This window comes from Pseudomonas sp. Root569 (assembly GCF_001427465.1).
GTDB classification, from domain to species: domain Bacteria; phylum Pseudomonadota; class Gammaproteobacteria; order Pseudomonadales; family Pseudomonadaceae; genus Aquipseudomonas; species Aquipseudomonas synxantha.
Map to the genome: position 1 here is coordinate 323,136 of NZ_LMGQ01000001.1, position 16,752 is coordinate 339,887.

Below are 16,752 nucleotides of genomic sequence, written 5' to 3' on the forward strand. Positions count from 1 at the left end.
TGCCAAACAGCCGCGCTACTTAAGGTCACACAGATGGACATGCAATCCCGAATTCGCCAGCTTTTCCAGGCCAGCATCGACACCAAGCAACAGGCGATGGACGTACTTGCACCGCACATCGAGCAAGCCAGTCAGGTCATGGTCAACGCCTTGCTCAACGAAGGCAAAATGCTTTCGTGCGGCAACGGTGGTTCGGCTGGCGATGCCCAGCATTTTTCGTCCGAGCTGCTCAATCGCTTTGAGCGTGAGCGCCCGAGCCTGCCGGCCATTGCCTTGACCACCGATTCGTCGACGATCACCTCGATCGCCAATGACTACAGCTACAACGAAATCTTTTCCAAGCAGATCCGCGCCCTCGGCCAGCCGGGCGATGTGTTGCTGGCGATTTCCACCAGCGGCAACTCGGCGAATATTATTCAGGCGATCCAGGCCGCACATGATCGTGAAATGATTGTCGTAGCCTTGACCGGACGCGACGGCGGCGGCATGGCTTCGCTGCTGCTGCCCGAGGACGTAGAGATTCGCGTCCCGGCCAATGTCACCGCACGCATCCAGGAAGTCCACCTGCTGGCGATCCACTGCCTGTGCGATCTGATCGACAGCCAACTGTTCGGGAGTGAAGAATGACCGTTAACCGCCTCAGCCTCATGGCCATTACGCTGTGCCTAGCCATCAGCGGCTGCAGCTCGGCAATCACCGCCACACGGGACACCCCCATCCAGGACGACAGGGGCACGCGCACATTCGGCAGCACCATCGATGATTCGCTGATCGAAACCAAGGTCAAGGTCAACGTCGCCAAGGCCGCCACCGACCTGGGCAACGGTGCATCGCGCATCGTAGTGACCAGCTTCAACGGTGTCGTCCTGCTGGCAGGGCAAACACCCCGCGCCGACCTCAAGGCCCAGGCCGAGCAAGCCGCCGCGGGGGTGCAGCGGGTCAAGAAGGTCCATAACGAGTTGCAGGTCATGGACCCGATCACCCTGCTGGCCATCAGCAACGATGCCTTGCTGACCACCAAGATCAAGGCGCAGATGCTTACCGACAGTGCGGTCCCGGGTTCGCGGATCAAGATCGTCACCGACAACGGCATCGTCTACATGATGGGCCTGCTGACCCAGGCCGAAGCCACCCGTGCCGCCAACCTGGTACAGGGTGTGTCCGGTGTGCAGAAGATCGTCAAGGTGTTCGAGTACATCGATTGATGTAGATCGGCAGCCACAAAAAAGGGCGCCGTGCATTGACTGCACGGCGCCCTTTTTTGTGAGCAGGGTTTATTGGTACTGCTGGTATGGATTGCCCTGGAACTGATTGTTCTGCTGTGGCACCTGCTGTTGCTGGCCCGGCTGGCCGTATTGCTGGCCTGGGATCGGGCCGAGGTTGACCTCTACGCGACGGTTCTGGGCACGGCCATTCACGTCGGAGTTGCTGGCAATCGGGTTATCCGGGCCGGCACCGCGGGCGCTCAGGTTGGCAGCGCTGACACCCTGGGAAGTCAGGTAGTTGGCCACGCTCTGGGCACGACGCTGGGACAGGTCCATGTTCAACTGGCGGCTGCCAGTGCTATCGGTGTAGCCGACGATCTGGATGGTGTTCTGATTGAACTGCTTGAGGGAGTTGGCCAGGTTGTTCAGCGGCTGGTAGAAGCTGCTGGAGATCGCGTCCGAGTTGGTGGCGAAGGTAATGTTGCCCGGCATGATCAGCTTGATCTGGTCGCCCTGGCGCTGCACTTCCACCCCGGTGTTGGCCATGCTTTCGCGCAGTTTTTTCTCTTGCTGGTCGGCGTAGTAGCCATAACCAGCGGCGCCGGCACCCGCGACGACTGCGCCAATCAGCGCGCCCTTGCCACGGTTGTTATGGTCGATGGCCGCACCAGCCAACGCGCCGGCCAGCGCACCCAGGCCGCCGTACTTGGCGGTCTTGCTCATACCGCTTTCGGAACCATTGCTGGCCTGTCCCTGGCTGCCGTCATATGGATTAGGTGAAGCGCAGCCAGACAACAGGGCTACGGCGGTAGCGACAACAAGCAGACGACGCGGAGTAAACATGAAGGGAAGCTCCTACTTTTGCATTCTGTGATGCAGAGGACATTGGCAATGGACCTGTGCCGAGTTTGGAACACGACCAGCGGTAAAAATTCCGTGGCCGCCGCCCATGCTGTAACAAAAGGTTAGCCAATGTCACCGCTACAGGAACCGTAGCAGACGCAGGCAGAAAACGACCTGGGTTTTGCTGCAGCGCTTGTCAGACTCATCGACGATCAAGCGCGCACGAAGGGATTTTCCCGCATCTCGTCGCCCAGGCAGGTGTCCGGCCCATGACCGGTGACCACCGTCGCGCCTTCGTCGAGCGTATACAGGCGCTGCTTGATCGAACGCACGATTGTAGCCTGGTCGCCGCCCCATAAATCGGTGCGTCCCACGCCGCGCCGGAACAAGGTGTCACCGGCAATCAGCAACTTGGCATCGGCAAACCAGAAACTCATCGAACCCGGTGTATGCCCTGGTGTGTGCAAGGCCACGCCACAACCGCAGGCCAGTTCCTCGTCATCCTCCAGCCAGCGGTCCGGCGACGGCACCGGGACATAGGGCACGCGAAACATCCGGCACTGCATTTCCAGGTTGTCCCAGAGGAATTGATCTTCTTTATGTAGGTGCAGCGTCGCGCCGGTCTTCTCCTTCAACTGCCCGGAGGCCAGGAAGTGATCCAGATGCGCATGGGTGTGGATAATGCTCACCACCTGGAGGCCCAGGGCAGCCAGCCGCGCCAGGATCAACTCAGGGTTGCCGCCCGGGTCGACCACAATGGCTTTTTTGCTGATCGGGTCACCGATGATGGTGCAGTTGCATTGTAACGGGCCGACGGGGAAAGTTTCGCGGATCAACGGGCCTTTCTGGTTAAGCATGGGACGTTCCTGCAAGCTCTATGGCATTCCTGACACAGTATGGTTGACCTTGCCCCAGATCTGGAAGGCATCGAATTTGCGTTGCATCAAATGCTAAGCTACTCAAGCGCCATCGAACCCAGCAACAGCCAGGACCGCAGCGTGTCGCGTTTGGAGCAAGACGTATGGCGAATCAACAGCAGGTCATCTGCGAACACTGCGACTGCGTGTACGAAAAAGTCACGCTCGCCAAACATCAAACCGCCCTGTGCGTACGCTGCGCGGGCGTATTGCAGCGCCATAACGGCCTGACGGTGCAACAACGCCTGGCCCTGACGGTAACCGCAGCGGTGTTGTGGACCTTCGCCAACTTTTACCCGGTGATGAGCATCAGCCTGCAGGGCTTGAAAAACAGCGCGACGCTCTGGGATTCGGTGGTGGCGTTGAGCCTGGGGCCGATCACGTTTATTGCGTTGGTGGCGGCAATTTCCATCATCATCGCGCCGGTGTTTCAACTGCTGTTGCTGATCTGGGTATTGAGCTTCGCCTTGGCCGGCCGACGCTCGCCGGCATTCAAGCTGTGCATGCGCTGGCTGGAAGCCCTCAGGCCCTGGAGCATGCTGGAAGTCTGCCTGCTGGGTGCGATGGTCGCGGTGTTCAAGCTGGCCGGTATGCTGGATGTAATCCCCGGCACCGGCCTGTTTGCCTTGGCCGCCCTCAGCCTGTTGCTGATCCGCATTGCCGGGCGCGATGTGCGCGACCTGTGGGACACCGTATGAATTCACCGCCCACTGCCCGCGAGCTCAACCTATGCCTGTGCCACACCTGCGGCCAGGCCTGCGACATGCTTCAAGAGCCCACCGAGTGCGACCGCTGCGGCGCGCCCTTGCACCGGCGCAAGGTTCAGTCCCTGACCCGAACCTGGGCCTACATGCTCACCGCCCTCGCCTTTTATGTACCGGCCAATTTACTGCCGGTGATGAACACCACCATGCTCGGCTCGGGGGCAGACAGCACCATCATGAGCGGCGTGCTGGAGTTCTGGCAGCATGGCGCCTGGGACATTGCCCTGATCATTTTCATCGCCAGCATCGCCGTTCCGGGCATCAAGTTCGTGTCATTGGCACTGTTGCTGGTCACCGTGCAGCGCAATAGCCTGTGGGCGCGCAAGGAGCGCTCCAAGCTGTTCCGGTTTATCGAGCTGATCGGCTATTGGTCGATGCTCGATGTGATCGTGGTCGCACTGGTGGCCGCGCTGGTGAAGTTCCAGGCCCTGGGCACGATCGAGCCGCGCCTGGGCATTCTGTTTTTTGGCTTGGTGGTGGTGTTTACCATGCTCGCGGCCATGAGTTTCGACCCACGGCTTATCTGGGAAAACCCACACTATGAGGAGCGTTCGGATGACGCCACACGACGTTGACACCCCAGCAGGCAAGCCTGCGATCAAGACGCGTCGCTTCAGCGTTTCACTGGTGTGGATCGTACCGATTGTCGCTGTGTTGGTGGGCATCTCGCTGGTGATTCACAGCGTCATGCAACAAGGCCCGACCATCACCCTCAACTTCAAGACCGGCAGTGGTCTGGTCGCCAACAAGACCGAAGTCAAATACCGCAACGTGGTGATTGGCCAAGTCACAGGCGTCGCATTGAGCGATGACCAGAAAAGCGTCAACGCCACCGTCGAGTTGTCCAAGCAGGCGGAAAGTTTCACCCGCGAAGATTCCAAGTACTGGGTGGTGCGCCCACGTATCGGCGCAGGCGGCGTATCCGGCATCGACACCCTGCTTTCCGGTGACTACATCGGCGCAGACATCGGCCAATCCGAGACCCGCGCCAAACAGTTCACAGGCCTGGAAAATCCGCCGCCCATCACCTACGGCGAGCCAGGCAAGCGCTTTACCCTGCATACCCAGGGCCTGGGGTCGCTGGATATCGGCTCCCCGGTCTATTACCGCAAAATCCCCGTGGGCCAGGTGGTGGCCTATGAGCTGGACAGCGAAGGCAAGGGCGTGAATATCGAAATTTTCGTGCATGCGCCCAATGACCTGTATGTCACCGAGAACACCCGCTTCTGGAATGCCAGCGGTATCGATTTGAGCGTCGGCGCCAATGGCTTTGCGTTGAAGACCGAATCCGTGTCGTCCATGTTGATGGGCGGGATCTCCTTCCAGGCCCCACCCTACAACCCCAACGACAAGCCAGCCGAGGAAAACCGCGGTTTTGAACTGTTCGAAGACCAGCAAAGCGCCCTCGCCCCGCCCAATGGCAAGGGGCAATACATGGTCCTGCGCTTTGACCAGGCTCTGCGCGGGTTGAAAGTCGGCGCGCCGGTGGAGTTCCTCGGCGTCGAGTTCGGTAAAGTGGTGTCGATCAACCTGGATTTCGATGCGAAGAAACGCAGCTTCCCGGTCAATGTCGGCATCGTGATCTATCCGCAACTGCTCGGCGAAGCCCATACCAAGCTGCTCAAGGCCATGAACAATAACCCTGACGATGAGGCGGCTGGCGTGCGCCTGATCGGCAGCTTCATCGAAAACGGCCTGCGCGCCCAGGCTCGCAGCGGTAACTTGCTGACCGGCCAGTTGTACATCGCCCTGGACTTCTACCCCAAAGCCGAGAAAGTCGCATTTGACCCCAACCAACGTCCGGTTGGCATTCCCACGATCCCCGGCAACCTCGAACAGTTGCAGGAGAAGCTCGAAGGCATCGTCAACAAGCTTAGCCAACTGCCTGTCGAGCGCATTGCCGGCAACCTCGACGCCAGCCTGGTCGAACTGCGCAAGGGGCTGGCGCAATTCAACGCCAAGACTCTGCCGGGTGTTCAGACGACGTTGGCCGACGTGAGCAAGACCCTCCAATCAGCCAGTTCTACTCTGGCCGAAGACTCGCCGCAGCGTGAACAACTGACCCAGACCCTGGATGAACTGGCGCGCATGTCGCGCTCCTTGCGCGAACTCTCGGATTACCTTGGCCGGCATCCGGAGTCGCTGATTCGCGGTCGTCCCGATAACGCCGCGCCGACCGACCTGCAAGGACCACCGCGCAAATGACCATTGGAGCCGCCATGACGCTGCCGTTGAAGATCACGCTGCTGACCTCCCTGCTGCTGCTCGCAGCGTGTCGCAGTGAACCCATTGCCTTCCACACCCTGACCCCGGCGCACTGGAGCAACAGCTCGCGAGCGGATGCCGCCGGCGTGCGCATTGACAGCATCAGTGTGCCGCCCCAGGTTGATCGCGCGCAGATAGTGGTGCGCCAGGGCGACAGTGGGTTGGCGATTCTTGAAACCCAGTGGTGGGCTGCCAGCCTCGCCGACGAGCTGAGGAGCGCTTTGGTGGATCAGTTGGCCAACAGTAATCCGCAGCAGGCTGTGGCCTTGCGCATTGAAGTACAGCGTTTTGACTCGGTCCCCGGGCAGTACGCGTTGCTCGACGTGCGCTGGCGCCTGCGGCAGGTCAACGGCGATCACCCGGCCCTGACTTGTCGCAGCACCTTGCAGTCACCTGCAGGGCCGAGCATCGACGAGCTGGTGTTGGCGCACCAGAACAACCTCAAGCGTTTCGCGGCGTTGATCAATCAGACGGTCGACACATCACTCAAAGGCTGCCCTGCTGCACAATAAACGGCGATGCACTCAGGCCAGCAAACCCATGGACTTGGCTCGCGCCACCGCCTGGGTTCGACGCTCCACGCCGAGCTTGCTGTTGATATGGCTGGCGTGGGTCTTCACCGTGTGCAGGGAGATAAACAGCTGGTTGCTGATTTCCTGGTTTGAACAGCCTTGGGCAATCAGTTGCAACACCGCCAGTTCCCGCGTGCTCAGGGTTTCTTGATGAGGCGAGGCCTCGACCACACGGGCTTGAGGCAGCAGCGCCAGCAAGCTCTGGTTCAGCAGGCCATGGGCTTCCTTGCCCAGCTGCTCGCGCATCCAGTCCGGGTAACCTTCCAGCAACCGCTGAAACGGCTGTAGCGCGCCGCCCGCACCAGCTTCAAGTGCGCGAGCCAATACCGTCCTGGCCTTGGCCTCCTGACCACACTCCAGCAGGAGCTGTGCTTGCTGGGTCAGGGCCATCAGGGCAATCATCTGGCGCCCACTGTCATGGGCCTGTTGCGCCAGTCTTTCGAGGCGTTGCAGGGCAATGTCGGGCTGATGGCGCGCGGCATCCAGGGCAGCTTGTTGCAGCTCGATATGCTGTGGCAGGTGCGGATGAAACTCCGGAGCGGCCGCGGCGTGCTCACCGTTGTAGGTCTGCCCGAGCCGGGTCAGCCAGGCATCGGCCAAGTCAGTGCGCCCCTGGGCCAGCCACAATTCGCATTTGATCAGGGTGATCATCGCCAGATAGTAGATCGGCGGCACGTCCCAGATATGCATCAAGCGCTCGGCTTCGGCCAGCTCGGCAAAGGCATTGGAAAAATCGCCGCGCCGGCCTTCGAAGTTGGCGATCACGCAATGCCCGATCAGCACGCTGATGTCCCGGCAAGCGCGGGCTTCGGCCAAGCCGGCGCGCAAGCGCACAAGGCCGGCTTCGGGTTGGTAACGCGCCAGCAGCAGGTAGCCTTCATAGAGCGACAACCGCGCGCGCACGGCGTACAGCCGTTGGGGCGCCAGGCCGTGCAGGCGCTCCAGGCCCTGGCGTACTTCGTCCAGGGAGCGCAGGATCTCGCCCCGCGCCTGCAGCACCCGGGCCCGGTCGTAATGAGCCAAAGCTTCAAACAGTGGGTTACCGACGCGCTGCGCCAGTTCCAGGGATTCGCGGTTCAGGCCCCGGGCGCGCCACAGGTCGGCATCGACTATGGCCAGGTTGGACAGGGTCGACAGGCACATCAGGCGCTGGCCGTAACGCTTTTGCGGCAGGCTTTCCAACGCCTCGTTGCAATAGCGCTGGGTCAGCTCGCGGTCCCCGCGCCCACGGGCAATGATCCCGCTCAGTGCCAGCCATTGGGCCAGCATGGATTTCTGCGCGGTGGCCGATGGCGCCGGCAGGAAGCGGCTGAGATAGCTGGACAGCTCCTGCGCCGCATCCAATTGGCACGCCAGCCCCAGTGCCCAGCTATACAGCACGATCAAGCGCGGTGTGCTGATCAGCAGGCTGTCGGGCAAGTCCATCTTCCAGCGCAGCAGCATGCCGACATTCTGCTCCGCCAACAGCTGCTCTTCGGACAGGTTCTGCACCAGGTTCGCCGCCACATCCAGATGACCGGCCCGCAGCGCCTGCTCCACCGCTTCGTCGATCAACCCCTGGGCGTTGAACCAACGGCAGGCGCGCAAGTGCAAGCTGGCCGGCGGCAAGGTCGCGCTCTTCTCGCGGCGAGTACGTAGGAGGTCCGAAAACAGATGGTGATAACGGTACCAATGGCCTTGTTCATCCAGAGGTACCAGAAATACCTGGTGAGCCTGCAGATAACGCAGGATTTCTGCGCTGTCATGGGCTTCGCGCACCGCATCGCACAACTCGCTGCAAAAGCGCTCCTGGGAGGCCGTGTCGTAGAGGAACCCTTGCACCTCCACGGGCAGGCAATCGATGACTTCTTCGAGTAAATAATCGCGAATCAGCCCTTCGCCACCGTGCAGGCTCTGGGGCAAGGCGCCGTCACTGCCAGCTTCGGAGGCCGCCAGCAGCCAGAAGCGCAGGCCGGCGACCCAACCCTCGCTACGGCGGATCAAGTTTTCCAACGCCTCGCCGCGCAACGCACTGCTGTGCCCATCCAGCACAGCCAGGGATTCGTCATGGGTCAGACGCAGGTCTTGCTCATGCAGTTCCAGCAGGTGCCGCGACAGGCGCAGGCGCGCCAGGTGCCAATCGGGGCGCTGCCGACTGGTAACCAGAACCAACAGCCCATCGGGCAAATGGTTGAGGAAAAACTGCAGGCAGCGATCCAGCACCGGGCCCTGGGCCAGGTGGTAGTCGTCCAGCACCAGCAACAAAGGCGAGCGCGTAGACAGGTGCATCGCCAGCTCATCGAGCAGCCCATCGAGCCATTCTTCAAAGGCAAAGGGTTGATGGCGCTGGCGCATTTTCAGCAACCCGAGGGATTGGCCGCCGAGCTGTGGAAAGTACTGCTGCAAGCCATCCAGCAGCCGTTCCAGGAAGCGCCCGGGGTCACTGTCCCTTGGGCTCAGGCCCAACCACAGGCTTTGCCAATGGGCTGGCAAGCCCTGGCAGAACTCCACCGCCAACGAACTCTTGCCGAACCCCGCAGGGGCACAGACCAGCAGCAGTCGCCCGTCCAGGCCGGCATTCAGCCGTTCGCACAGGCGCGGGCGCAGCACGTAGCCGTCAGGTAGCGGGGGTCTGTAGAAACGGCCTTCCAGGGTCGGAATCACCACGCTGGCAGGCCCGTGGATTCGGGACAGATCAGTCATCGCCGGGCTCTTGTAGAAGGCTGTTGTCGGCATTGCAGATGTCCGCAGACTAGCGGTAAAAGCGGCGGGATTGTAGATCTTTGCAACAAATGGCTGAAAAAGAACTGCGACAAAAAATATCTCGCCCAGACTCCTGGGAAGAAGTAGGAGCGAGCTTGCTCGCGAAGCACTCAAAAACAACGCGCCCATCCAGGATGGGCGCGTTATCGTTGACGACCTTCGCGAGCAAGCTCGCTCCTACAGGTTAGCGAACACCGTCCTGGCGCAGGGCCGCTGGGGTGAAGTCGCTGGTGGTGGCGGTGAAGCCGAAGTCATAGGCCTGTTTCTCTTCGTTCTTCATGCCCAAGGCCAGGTAACGGCCGGACTGCAGGTCGTAGAGGGTTTCCAGGGCGTACCACGGCACTTGCTTGTCGTAGTAGTTCTCGGCATGGGCTTCGGCGACGCGCCACAGTTGGCCGCGGCCGTCGTAGTGGTCGATCACCGCCGCTTGCCAGGTGTCTTCGTCGATGAAGAAGTCACGCTTGGCGTAGATGTGGCGCTGGCCTTCCTTCAAGGTGGCGACCACGTGCCAGACACGACGTAGCTCATAGCGCGTCAGGTCCTGGTTGATGTGGCCGGCCTTGATGATGTCGGCGTACTTGAGCTTGGGGTCGTCGATCTTGTAGCTGTTGGAGGCGATGTAGATTTCTTTCTTGCCTTCCAGCTTCCAGTCGTAGCGATCCGGCGCACCGTTGTACATGTCGAGGTTGTCGGACGTACGTAGGCCATCGGCGGCAGTACCCGGCCCGTCATAGGACACTTGTGGCGCACGGCGCACGCGGCGCTGGCCGGCGTTGTAGACCCACGCCGAACGCGGCTCCTTCACTTGGTCCAGGGTTTCGTGCACCAGCAGTACACCACCGGCCAGGCGGGCCGGTGCGGTGACTTGCTGCTTGAAGTAGAACAACACGTTGCCCGGGTTTTTCGGGTCGAAGTCCTTCATTTTGTCGCGGAACACGAACTGGTCGCGGAAGTACACCAGGCTGTAGGACCCGTTGGTTTGCGGAGTAGCCTGGGTGACCAGGCGCGTCACGCTGCCGCCGCGATAACGGGTGATGTGGTTCCAGATGACTTCGACGCCGCTTTTAGGAATCGGGAAGGGTACGGCGGTCTCGAAGTTTTCCAGGCCGTTGCCGCCGGACACCAGGTTGGTGGTGGTAGCGTTCTTCTTGATCGAGGCAAACACCTCAGCCGGCACGGTGGCACCGCGGTGGGTCGGGTAAACCGGCATCTTGAAGCTGTCCGGGTAACGCTTGAACATCGCGTACTGCCCGGGGGCCAGCTTGTCCTTGTACTGCTCGACGTTCTGCGCGGTGATGGTGAACTGCGGCTGTTCACTGGCGTATGGGTTGGCCAGGAACCCTTTGGCATCCACGGCGCCGGCATTGGTGGGCAGTGGTGACCATTTAGGAATGGTGCCAGCCGCGTTGCCCGCCATCTCGGCGCCCATCGGGGTCAGGGTCGTGCCGAGCTTGGCGGCTTCATCCGCCGAGACTGCCGCCATGACGTTGCTCGCCAGGATCGACAGCCCAAGCACACCCACGTGCAACAGACTTTTAGTTATTTTCATACTCTGGTCTTCCTGAAAATACATGCCACTTGAAAAGAGTGTGCTTAGAAGTTGGCGCCGAAACTCAAGGCGACGAAGTCGCGGTCATCCACAGTGCTGAACTTGCCACCAAAGAAGTTGGTGTAGGCCAGGCTCGCGGTGTAGGTGTTCTGGTATTCGGCATCCAGGCCCAGGCTGACCGCCTTGCGCCCTTCTTCAAAGTTGCCGCCGGGACCAGGCGAGTAGCCCTTGACATCATGGGACCAGGCCACGTTGGGCTTGAGGTTGACGCCAGCGAACACGTCCGGGTATTCCCAGATGGCACGGGCGCGGTAGCCCCAGGAGGTTGCGGTGGTGTAGCCGTCGTTGTTGCAGTTGGTGTTCAAGCCGGCAGCGTTGGGCAGGCCGGCGCCGTTGGCGGTGGAGTTGTTAAGCGCGGCGCAGAAGCCACCCGGCAAGGTGCCTGGGCCGAACACTGGATCGCGGCCATAACGCGCCTGGGATTTGCTTTCCAGGCCACCGACATGGGTCACGCCGATTTCACCGACCGTGGTCAGGCGGCTGGCGCCCATGACCTGATCGAAGAAGTGCGTAAAGGTGGTCTGGAACTGGGTCACTTCCTTGCGGTTGTAGCCATGCAGGTCCTGGCCTGGCGAGCCCTTGAGTACGGAGGCATTGCCAAAGCCCGGAATCGGCGTGACACCGGCGAACAGGATGTCGGTGGTGCTCAACTGCACCGGTGCGTTGGGGCGGTAGCTCAACTCACCGCTCCAGGCGGTGCCTGTAGGCAGCGTGGTAGAGAAGCTCAAGCCATAGAGGCGGATATCTTCAGGATACTCGACGAAGTAGTTCGAACTGCCGGCCACGATCAGCGGACGCAATGCCCCCAGCGGGCCCAAAGGACGAGTATAGGCCGCCGATGGCGCACCCTGTGCACTGAAGATCGGCGCACGGCTGTGGTAGTTCATGAAGTAGGCGCCGAACTCGGTGTCCAGCGGCTCGAAGTTGTAGTGCATGGCCACGCCGAACTGGCCGCTGTCCCGTGCGTCACGGTCCGGCCCACGGCGCACCAGCACGCCCTCGCTGTTGACGTCCACACCCAGGGCACCCAGGGTCGGCAAGGCTGCGGCCGGGATGGTCGAGCGCTTGTTCAGTACCCGCAGGTTATTGCTGCAACCATCGGAGATCACGTCCGGCTGCGAGAAGAAGGTGCCGCAGTTATCGGTAACGGTCTGGTCCCACTCCAGTTGGTAAAACGCCTCTGCCGACAGGTTGTCGGTAAGCGTCTGGGACACATAGAACATGTTGACCGGGATCAAGCCTTCCTTGATCTCGGCGCCGGGACGACGGAACGCCGACACATCGATCGGGTTGATAGAGTTGATGCCGCCGCCGATGAAGGTACTTTCACCCCAGCTCACCACCTGCTTGCCAAACCGCACCGAGCCCGGCGCATCGGCAATCGAGTAGTTGTGGTAGACGAACGCATCGAGGATCTGCCCGCCCGAAGACTTGGCGCCTTCCTTGCGGTTGTTGTCACTGATGTCCTTGAACTGACGGCTTTCGTCCTTGAGTTCGAAGTCGTACCAGTACTTGCCACGCACAAACACACCGGTGTCGCCGTACTTCAGTTCCAGGTCGTGGATGCCCTTGAATATCTTCGAGAACGTCTCGCCGCGCTTGAAGTTCAAGTGGCCGTCATCGGAAGTCTGGGACAAGCCCTTGCCACCGTTGTTGGCACCGATCAGGTCGCGGTTGGGCTTGGCCGTGGACCAGCTTGCCCCGACGGAAAGCGACGAATCAAAACTCCCTTCGATTTCACCAATGTTGAAACTGACGCCGAATGCGGGCCCGGCGAGCGTAGAAGCGAGACTGACGGCCAGGGGCAGTCTTGCCCGGCGCCAGAACTGGTTTACTGAGGTCATCGACGCTACTCCATGTGCATTTTATTGTTATGGCAGTGAGTTCTGCGGCTGGATGCATGTAACGGCCGGAATACAACGATTCCAATGCCGCACGACAACCGGGCCCCCATGGCCCGAAGCACAACATCCTTGAAAAACTCTGAAAGGGACTATAGCCAGCGGTAGGTATCGCTTGATCCCTCTAAAGTGTGATTTGCATCACCAAGCCGTCTGCCACAACCCTTTCGCCATGCCGGCGAAGGCCGGCGCGAGAAGGATGGCTGAAATTCGGTAAATCACAAGTAAAGCCGCAAGATAGAGCGTTGCCGCGCCTGAACGGGCGCGGCGAGGGGCACTAGAGTGTCGACAGGAACGTGCTGTTGTTGGCCTGCCATTCGATGATGTCGATGCGGATACGTTTTTTGTCGAGCTTTCCTACGCTGGTCTTGGGAATTTCAGTAACAACGGCAATCTGGCTCGGGATCGCCCACTTGCTCAAATGCCCCAGTTCAACGAAAGGCTTGAGGTGCTCCTTGAGCTCTCGTGCACCGATCACATGGCCCTCATGCACCACCAGCAAGGCGAATGGGCGTTCGCCCCATTGCGGGTCGGCAATGCCCACCACTGCGACTTCGCGAACCGCCGGGTGGCGGCTGACCAGGTCTTCGAGAGCCAGGGACGAGATCCATTCGCCACCGGTCTTGATCACATCCTTGATGCGGTCGCGGATATCGATCACGCCGAACGCATCCAGCGTGGCGACGTCGCCGGTGTGCATCCAGCCGCCGGCCCATAGCTCGGCACCCTTTTGCGGCTCGTTGTAATAGCCCTCGGTGAGCCAGGGCGCACGCAGTACCAGTTCGCCCTGGGTTTCACCATCGGCGGGCAGGAAGTTGCCGTTCGTATCCATGATCGCCGCCTCCACTAACGGCCCAGGCACGCCGGCCTTGATTCGATAGGTAGTGCGCTCGTCTTCGCTGCCGGCCATCAGTTCGGCATTGAGGTGGGCGCAGGACACCAGCGGCCCGGTCTCGGACATGCCGTACGCAGCGGTCAGTTGAATGCCTCGGGCCTTGGCCGCTTCGTACAACGAGCGGTTAAGCGCACTACCACCGATAACGATTTTCCAACCGCCAAAATCCACACCCTGGCCGGCCTTGGCGTTGAGCACCATTTGCAGGATGGTCGGCACGCAATGGGAGAAGGTGACCTCTTCCTTGCGCCATAGCTCCACCAGGTATTCAGGGTCGTAGCGCCCGGGATAGACCTGCTTCAAGCCGAGCATGGTCGCCACATAGGGTAGGCCCCACGCGTGTACGTGGAACATCGGCGTGATCGGCATGTACACGTCGTTGGTGCCCAACAGGCGCACGCTGTCGACACTGCCCATGATCGTCGCCACGCCGATGGTGTGCAGTACCAGTTGGCGATGGGTGAAGTACACACCCTTTGGGTTACCGGTAGTGCCGGTGGTGTAGAAGGTAGTGGCGACGGAATTTTCGTCGAAATCCTCGAAGTCGTAATTGGGGCTGGCAGCGGCCAGCAGGGTTTCGTACTCACCCACCAGATTGGGTAGCTCGCAGGTCTTGGTGTCACCATCGGTAATCAACAACGTCTTGTCGACCGTGGTCAACTGCCCGGCGATGGCCTGGTAGAGCCCCGCAAACTCACTGTTGACCAGTACGAAGCGATCTTCGGCGTGGTTCATGGTGTAGAGAATCTGTTCCGGCGACAGGCGCACGTTGATGGTGTGGATCACCGCGCCGATCATCGGGATGGCGAACATGCATTCCAGGTAGCGGTGGCTGTCCCAGTCCATCACGGCCACGGTGTCACCGGCCTTGACCCCCGCTTCGGTCAACACATTGGCCAGGCGCGCAACGCGTTCGATCAGCGTCGGGTAGGTGTAGCGCAGCTTGTCGCGGTAGATGATTTCGCGGGTCTTCTCGTAGCGCGTCCCGGACATCAGCAGGCGTTTGATCAACAGCGGGTATTGGTACGCACCTTCGGCGGGCGGGATAACTCGGGTCTGCAACATACGAATCCCTTTAATGACTGCACGGTCTTGGCTTGAAGACTTGCACTGTAGAGGGCTTATGTTTCAGCCAAATCAGCCAAAGGAATGATTTGCAGACCTGAGCAAATGCTGGCTTTGCGCCAGTATCTGCGGCTTATGGAAGACCAATGTGGGAGGGGGCTTGCTCCCGATAGCAGGGTGTCAGTCAGCTTATGTAGGGCTGACACACCGCTATCGGGAGCAAGCCCCCTCCCACATTTGAGCTGTGTCCCCTTGAGAAAATTGATTACTTCATGCTGGTAAACGCCAGCTTCACCCCAATCGCAATCAGCACCGCGCCCATGGTCCGATCAAACCAATGCCCCATCCGTGCAAACCCGGCGCGTACACGCTGCTGGCTGAACAGCATCGCCACCAGGCAGAACCACAACGCCGTCGCCACCGCCAGGTACACGCCATAACCGGCCTGTACCGCCAGGGGCGTGTGGGGGTTGATCACCACGGTGAACAGCGAGAGGAAGAACAACGTCGCCTTAGGGTTCAGGCCGTTGGTCACAAAGCCTGCGGTAAACGCGCCGCGCGGTGTGCGCTCGCCCGCTTCGCGGTGCAACTCACCCTCGGCAGCGGGCTTGGCCGGCTGGGCGCGCAGGGCCTTGAAGCCGATATACAGCAGGTACGCCGCCGCTGCCCATTTCAATGCGTTGAACAACACGATGGACTGGGACACGATCAAGCCAATGCCCAGCAACGAATAACCTACATGCACGAAAATCGCCGTGCCGACGCCCAGGGCCGTCCAGGTTCCGGCGCGGCGCCCATGGGTCACGCTCTCACGGACCACCACGGCGAAATCCGGGCCGGGGCTGGCCACCGCCAGCAAGTGAATCAAGGCTACGGTCAAAAACTCGGCGACGTACATGCTCACTCCATTAAGTAACTGATTATTTCATCTGATAGGCTCGGCAGATTACGCCTTCGAACCTCGTCGCAAAAGGTACAGTTGACCATGAACAAACGCCGCGCCGTCTTCCTCGACCACCCTTCCCTGGATCTGGGCGACCTCGACCTGAGCAGTTTGCGTGACTGCTTCAGCGAGTTGCAGCTGTTTGAGCAGACCACGCCGCAGAATGTGGTGGAGCGCTTGCAGGGCGCCCAAGTCGCGATCAGCAATAAAATACCGCTCACGGCGCAAACCCTGGCGGCGTGCCCGGAGCTCAAACTGATCCTGGTATCGGCCACCGGCACTAACAACGTCGATCTCGAAGCCGCACGCGCCCACGGCATCACCGTGAGCAACTGCCAGGGTTATGGCACGCCGTCTGTGGCGCAGCACACAATCATGCTGTTGCTCAACCTGGCGACGCGCTTGAAGGACTATCAACAGGATGTGGCCGCCGGCAAATGGCAGCAGGCCCAGCAGTTCTGCCTACTGGACCATCAGATTGTCGAACTTGAAGGCAAAACCCTTGGCCTGCTCGGCCATGGCGAGTTAGGCGGTGCCGTGGCGCGCCTGGCCGAAGCGTTCGGTATGCGCGTGCTGCTCGGCGCAATACCCGGGCGCCCTGCCCGCGCCGATCGCATGCCGCTGGATGAGCTGCTCGCCCAGATCGATGCACTGACCCTGCACTGCCCACTTAACGAACACACCCGTGACTTTATCGGCGCCCGTGAATTGGCCCTGCTCAAGCCCGGTGCGTTTGTCGTCAACACCGCACGCGGTGGCTTGATCAATGAACAGGCCCTGGCCGATGCGCTGCGCAGCGGGCATCTGGGCGGCGCGGCAACCGACGTGCTGAGTGTCGAACCGCCGGTCAATGGCAATCCGCTGCTGGCTGGAGACATTCCACGCTTGATCGTCACGCCTCACAACGCCTGGGGCAGTCGTGAAGCGCGGCAACGTATCGTCGGGCAACTGACAGAAAACGCCCGGGGCTTTTTCAGTGGCGCCCCGCTGCGCGTCGTCACTTGATAAACTGCGCCCCTTTTTCAAGGAGC

The 16,752-nt window shown here is 60.7% G+C and carries 14 protein-coding genes; 7 read left to right on the top strand and 7 right to left on the bottom strand.

What is annotated here, in order from left to right; all coding sequences use genetic code 11:
* The first annotated feature begins 33 nt into the window (after positions 1-33).
* Together ASD70_RS01475 and ASD70_RS01480 are read left to right on the top strand one after the other, a co-directional pair.
* Positions 34-627 carry a phosphoheptose isomerase gene (locus tag ASD70_RS01475; RefSeq protein ID WP_007904374.1) on the top strand — a complete coding sequence of 198 codons (594 nt, stop codon included), beginning with the start codon at positions 34-36 and terminating at the stop codon, positions 625-627.
* Positions 624-1,205: a BON domain-containing protein gene (locus tag ASD70_RS01480; protein WP_043050538.1), complete on the top strand. Its 582-nt coding sequence runs from the start codon at positions 624-626 to the stop codon at positions 1,203-1,205. The genes ASD70_RS01475 and ASD70_RS01480 overlap by 4 nt, the downstream gene beginning before the upstream one ends.
* A gap of 69 nt (positions 1,206-1,274) precedes the next feature.
* Here ASD70_RS01480 and ASD70_RS01485 read toward each other — a convergent pair whose 3' ends face one another.
* Positions 1,275-2,048: an OmpA family protein gene (locus ASD70_RS01485; RefSeq protein WP_046070956.1), complete on the bottom strand. Its 774-nt coding sequence runs from the start codon at positions 2,046-2,048 to the stop codon at positions 1,275-1,277.
* A 212-nt stretch (positions 2,049-2,260) separates the two neighbouring features.
* Positions 2,261-2,905, bottom strand: coding sequence for an MBL fold metallo-hydrolase (locus ASD70_RS01490; protein ID WP_046070955.1), 645 nt, complete (start codon positions 2,903-2,905; stop codon positions 2,261-2,263).
* Positions 2,906-3,069: 164 nt separating this feature from the next.
* On the opposite strand from ASD70_RS01490, the gene ASD70_RS01495 reads away from it, so the two are divergent.
* The 4 genes from ASD70_RS01495 to ASD70_RS01510 are packed head-to-tail and all read left to right on the top strand — an operon-like array spanning position 3,070 to position 6,506.
* Positions 3,070-3,663 (top strand): paraquat-inducible protein A, encoded by a 594-nt coding sequence (locus ASD70_RS01495; RefSeq protein ID WP_043050535.1) that lies wholly within the window; start codon positions 3,070-3,072, stop codon positions 3,661-3,663.
* A complete protein-coding gene (locus ASD70_RS01500; protein WP_046070954.1) occupies positions 3,660-4,304 on the top strand; it encodes a paraquat-inducible protein A in 645 nt (214 codons plus the stop codon). Before ASD70_RS01495 ends, ASD70_RS01500 begins: the two co-directional genes overlap by 4 nt.
* Positions 4,285-5,934, top strand: coding sequence for a PqiB family protein (locus ASD70_RS01505; protein WP_056845497.1), 1,650 nt, complete (start codon positions 4,285-4,287; stop codon positions 5,932-5,934). The genes ASD70_RS01500 and ASD70_RS01505 overlap by 20 nt, the downstream gene beginning before the upstream one ends.
* Before the next feature lie 14 nt (positions 5,935-5,948).
* A complete protein-coding gene (locus tag ASD70_RS01510; RefSeq protein ID WP_056845591.1) occupies positions 5,949-6,506 on the top strand; it encodes a PqiC family protein in 558 nt (185 codons plus the stop codon).
* A gap of 12 nt (positions 6,507-6,518) precedes the next feature.
* On the opposite strand, the gene ASD70_RS01515 is transcribed toward ASD70_RS01510, so the two are convergent.
* From ASD70_RS01515 to ASD70_RS01535, 5 genes are all read right to left on the bottom strand, one after another.
* Positions 6,519-9,248, bottom strand: a complete 2,730-nt coding sequence (locus ASD70_RS01515; RefSeq protein ID WP_046070952.1) for a LuxR C-terminal-related transcriptional regulator — start codon at positions 9,246-9,248, stop codon at positions 6,519-6,521.
* Positions 9,249-9,492: 244 nt separating this feature from the next.
* Positions 9,493-10,857: a DUF1329 domain-containing protein gene (locus tag ASD70_RS01520; protein ID WP_046070951.1), complete on the bottom strand. Its 1,365-nt coding sequence runs from the start codon at positions 10,855-10,857 to the stop codon at positions 9,493-9,495.
* Between the two features lie 44 nt (positions 10,858-10,901).
* A complete protein-coding gene (locus tag ASD70_RS01525) occupies positions 10,902-12,761 on the bottom strand; it encodes a DUF1302 domain-containing protein (protein ID WP_043050530.1) in 1,860 nt (619 codons plus the stop codon).
* Positions 12,762-13,095: 334 nt separating this feature from the next.
* The gene (locus tag ASD70_RS01530) at positions 13,096-14,778 is read right to left on the bottom strand and encodes a fatty acid--CoA ligase (RefSeq protein ID WP_056845498.1); all 1,683 of its coding nucleotides are present in this window, start codon (positions 14,776-14,778) and stop codon (positions 13,096-13,098) included.
* A 265-nt stretch (positions 14,779-15,043) separates the two neighbouring features.
* Positions 15,044-15,676: a LysE family translocator gene (locus ASD70_RS01535; protein ID WP_005784901.1), complete on the bottom strand. Its 633-nt coding sequence runs from the start codon at positions 15,674-15,676 to the stop codon at positions 15,044-15,046.
* A gap of 87 nt (positions 15,677-15,763) precedes the next feature.
* On the opposite strand from ASD70_RS01535, the gene ASD70_RS01540 reads away from it, so the two are divergent.
* A complete protein-coding gene (locus tag ASD70_RS01540) occupies positions 15,764-16,726 on the top strand; it encodes a 2-hydroxyacid dehydrogenase (protein WP_056845499.1) in 963 nt (320 codons plus the stop codon).
* Positions 16,727-16,752: the final 26 nt, after the last annotated feature.

Coding starts and splice junctions, on each gene's coding strand:
- ASD70_RS01500 (WP_046070954.1), top strand. CDS start 3,660: ATGAATTCACCGCCCACTGCCCGCGAGCTCAACCTATGCCTGTGCCAC.
- ASD70_RS01480 (WP_043050538.1), top strand. CDS start 624: ATGACCGTTAACCGCCTCAGCCTCATGGCCATTACGCTGTGCCTAGCC.
- ASD70_RS01485 (WP_046070956.1), bottom strand. CDS start 2,048: ATGTTTACTCCGCGTCGTCTGCTTGTTGTCGCTACCGCCGTAGCCCTG.
- ASD70_RS01520 (WP_046070951.1), bottom strand. CDS start 10,857: ATGAAAATAACTAAAAGTCTGTTGCACGTGGGTGTGCTTGGGCTGTCG.
- ASD70_RS01510 (WP_056845591.1), top strand. CDS start 5,949: ATGACGCTGCCGTTGAAGATCACGCTGCTGACCTCCCTGCTGCTGCTC.
- ASD70_RS01535 (WP_005784901.1), bottom strand. CDS start 15,676: ATGTACGTCGCCGAGTTTTTGACCGTAGCCTTGATTCACTTGCTGGCG.
- ASD70_RS01505 (WP_056845497.1), top strand. CDS start 4,285: ATGACGCCACACGACGTTGACACCCCAGCAGGCAAGCCTGCGATCAAG.
- ASD70_RS01490 (WP_046070955.1), bottom strand. CDS start 2,905: ATGCTTAACCAGAAAGGCCCGTTGATCCGCGAAACTTTCCCCGTCGGC.
- ASD70_RS01530 (WP_056845498.1), bottom strand. CDS start 14,778: ATGTTGCAGACCCGAGTTATCCCGCCCGCCGAAGGTGCGTACCAATAC.
- ASD70_RS01525 (WP_043050530.1), bottom strand. CDS start 12,761: ATGACCTCAGTAAACCAGTTCTGGCGCCGGGCAAGACTGCCCCTGGCC.
- ASD70_RS01515 (WP_046070952.1), bottom strand. CDS start 9,248: ATGACTGATCTGTCCCGAATCCACGGGCCTGCCAGCGTGGTGATTCCG.
- ASD70_RS01540 (WP_056845499.1), top strand. CDS start 15,764: ATGAACAAACGCCGCGCCGTCTTCCTCGACCACCCTTCCCTGGATCTG.
- ASD70_RS01475 (WP_007904374.1), top strand. CDS start 34: ATGGACATGCAATCCCGAATTCGCCAGCTTTTCCAGGCCAGCATCGAC.
- ASD70_RS01495 (WP_043050535.1), top strand. CDS start 3,070: ATGGCGAATCAACAGCAGGTCATCTGCGAACACTGCGACTGCGTGTAC.